Raw genomic sequence first — 3,447 nt, 5'->3', positions numbered from 1 at the left:
TGGATTTGTTAGCAGCTGGTAGTGGGGAAACCTCAGAAATAGCACTATTAGCAAAGACGACTGGCCGCAAATTATTGGCGGAGCAGTTATTGAGCCAAAGTCAATCAAGACGAGTAGTGATATTGGGTGCGCCAGGCTCCGGAAAAACCACCTTGATGAGTTATTTTGCAGTAATGTTGGCTCAGCAAAATCCTGAGATTTTAGGATTAGATGCTGATACGGACTGGCTACCGATTTTAATTAGGATGCGAGATTTTGCGATAAATCTCGATAAAAGCCTGATCGACTATGCTCGGGTATTTGCTGAAAACACGATGTCAGTGAAACCGTTACCAGTAGGATTTTTTGAGCATTGGTTATCTGATGGGAGGGCGTTGATATTGCTAGATGGTTTGGATGAAGTGCCAGAAGAGGCTAAACGGAATGATGTAGTCAGGCGCATCGAGAATTTTTTGGGACAGTTTGACAGAAATCGCGCTATTATTACATCTAGACCGGCTGGCTATCGACGCGACTTTTTCCATACTGAGGAATTTCCCCACTATCAAATTGAACCGTTTGATGACCAGAAGATTTCGGCGTTTATTGATAACTGGTATAACAGCAGGTTTCAAGACCAAGCTGAAGCTGAAAGGCGTAAGCAGAGTTTACGAAAGGCGCTAGATGAACATGACCGGATTAAGCTATTGGCACGGAATCCGTTATTGTTGACAATTATTGCATTGATTCATCGGTATCAAGCAGTATTACCTAAAGAACGCTTTGATCTTTATAATTGTGCTGTCAAGACGTTGTTAACCTCTTGGGATGCTAACAAAGAAATCAGCAGTCAGGGATTATTTAAGTATCTAGACTTATATGATTTGCGCCGATTGATGGAATTGTTGGCTTATTGGATTCATACTCAGGGAAATGTTGGCAATAATGAAGGTGGCACCTTGATTAACCAAGATGAGTTGATTGATCAGTTGAGTCAGCAGATTAAAACCTTGAAGCAGGTGCAGTTATACCAAGCTGAAGAAGAAGCAGAAGCATTTGTAACCTTGATTCGCGATCGCACGGGTTTGTTGAATGAACAAGGGCAAAATTGTTATGGTTTTGTCCATAAGACCTTTCAGGAATATTTGTGTGCTGAAGAAATTGACTATCAGGCGGATAATGAGGGGGATTTTGAAATTGTTTTGAGTCAGATTCGGGAGCATTTGCATGACTACCACTGGCGCGAAGTGTTACTATTGTTGATAGCACAACAAAAACCGAAAAAGGCGGCGAGGGCGATTCGGGCAGTTTTGACTAATAAGAGTAACTATGAGCAGTGGTTGCATCGGGATTTATTGTTTGCTGGTAGTTGTTTGGCGGAAGACCCGAATAATTTGCGTGGTGCTGATCGTGGGTTGGTGCAAGAGATTTTGGAGCGGTTGGTTGAGTTGGAGGTGACTAGTAAAAATCGGGTTGCCAAGAAGATTCGCGAGGAGGTTTTTCAGGTAATTTGTAGTTTATATGAAACGGATTTTCAAGCACAGGTATTGGCATTGTTGAAAGAGCAATCCGATCGAATTAATGAGTGCCGATTGCTCCACTATCGAGCCGAGTTAGGGGAAAAGGATCAGGTAATTACAATATTGCTAGCACAGCTAAAGGATCAGAATTCTGATGTGCGTGTGAGTGCAGCCGATGCCTTGGATAAATTGGGCAATAGCTCGGAAACTGTAATAAACGCCCTCCTAGCAAAGCTTCAGGATGAGAATTCTGATGTGCGTTGGAGGGCAGCCAGAGCCTTGGGTAAATTGGGCAACAGCTCAGAAACTGTAGTCATCACCCTCCTAGCAAAGCTTCAGGATGAGAATTCTAATGTGCGTGGGTGGGCAGCCGATGCCTTGAGCAGATTGGGCAACAGCTCAGAAACTGTAGTCAGCACCCTCCTAGCACGGCTTCAGGATCCCGATCCTGATGTACGTGTGAGTGCAGCCGATGCCTTGGGCAACTTGGGCAACAGCTCAGAAATCTTAGTCAGCACCCTTATAGAACGGCTTCAGGATGATGATTATTTTGTGCGTTGGAGGGCAGCTTATGGCTTGGGCAACTTGGGCAACAGCTCAGAAACCGTAGTCAGCGCCCTAATACCAAGGCTTCAAGATGATAATTATTTTGTGCGCGGTCAAGCAGCCAGAGGGTTGGGTAAATTGGGTAACAGCTCAGAAACCTTAGTCAGCGCCCTTCTAGCACGGCTTCATGATGATAATTCTGATGTGCGTGGGCAGGTAGCCAGAGCCTTGGGCAACTTGGGCAACAGCTCAGAAACCGTAGTCAATGCCCTTCTAGCAAGGCTTCAGGATGATCACTCTTATGTTCGTGGGAAGACAGCCATAGGCTTGGGCAACTTGGGCAACAACTCAGAAACCGTAGTCAACGCCCTACTAGCTCTGCTTCAGGATGATCGCTCTTATGTGCGTCAAGGGGCAGCCATAGGCTTGGGCAAATTGGGAAACAGCTCAGAAGCTGTAGTCAACGCCCTACTAGCTCTGCTTCAGGATAATGATTCTTTTGTGCGTAGCAGCGCAGCCCAAGCCTTGGGCAATTTGGGCAAAACATCCAATCATATTCTCCCTGCTGTGATTGAATGGATTGAACAACACCAGGATTCAGACTATGTGGGCAGTGGTATTGATGTGCTGTGGGATTTGGTTGTAGGTACGGAATAGGGAGTAGCGCTCTATGTTATAGTTTTTAGGCATAATAATCTTATCCCAACAATCAACTGATCGCAATCCCCTCACGACCATGGAACAGTCGCCATCCCTGGAGCATGCCCTTAAACATTTTTTTGGTCACGACTGTTTTCGGCCAGGACAGCAACAGATTATTGAAGAGGCGCTGCAAAATCAGGATTTACTGATTATCATGCCCACTGGGGGTGGTAAATCCTTGTGCTACCAACTGCCAGCGCTACTGAAACCGGGATTAACCGTTGTGGTATCTCCTCTGATTTCCTTGATGCAAGACCAAGTGACGTCTTTGGAAGATAATGGCATTGGGGCTACCTTTATCAATAGTACCTTGAGCTTCCAACAAATGCGATCGCGGGAAGCTGCTATCCTTGAGGGTAAGATAAAATTACTCTACGTATCACCAGAACGGTTACTGGCAGAACAGTTTATCCCATTTTTGGATAGAGTGCGATCGCAAATCGGTATTCCCACCTTTGCCATTGATGAAGCTCACTGCGTCTCACAATGGGGGCATGATTTCCGCCCAGACTATCGGCAACTAAAACTATTACGTAACCGCTATCCTAATAGCTCAGTGCTGGCGCTGACCGCTACTGCCACTAATCGAGTCCAACAGGACATTATCCAACAACTGGAATTGCGACAGCCCAAGGTTCACATCGCCAGTTTCAACCGTCCTAACCTTTACTACGACGTTCAACCAAAACAACGGCAAAGA

Annotated in this window: 2 protein-coding genes; both read left to right on the top strand. The window is 45.6% G+C overall.

Annotated elements, in window-relative coordinates; all coding sequences use genetic code 11:
* Positions 1-2,702 (top strand): HEAT repeat domain-containing protein (locus F6K20_RS29905; protein WP_287297125.1); only part of this gene is annotated, 2,702 nt, incomplete at its 5' end.
* Positions 2,703-2,781: 79 nt separating this feature from the next.
* A partial coding sequence (locus F6K20_RS29900; RefSeq protein ID WP_287297123.1) for a RecQ family ATP-dependent DNA helicase occupies positions 2,782-3,447 on the top strand: 666 nt, incomplete at its 3' end.

This window comes from Moorena sp. SIO2C4, from assembly GCF_010672485.1.
In the GTDB taxonomy this organism is placed as follows: Bacteria; Cyanobacteriota; Cyanobacteriia; order Cyanobacteriales; family Coleofasciculaceae; genus Moorena; species Moorena producens.
The sequence above is the reverse complement of the archived record's forward strand: the minus strand, read 5'-3'. Positions and strand labels throughout refer to the sequence as shown.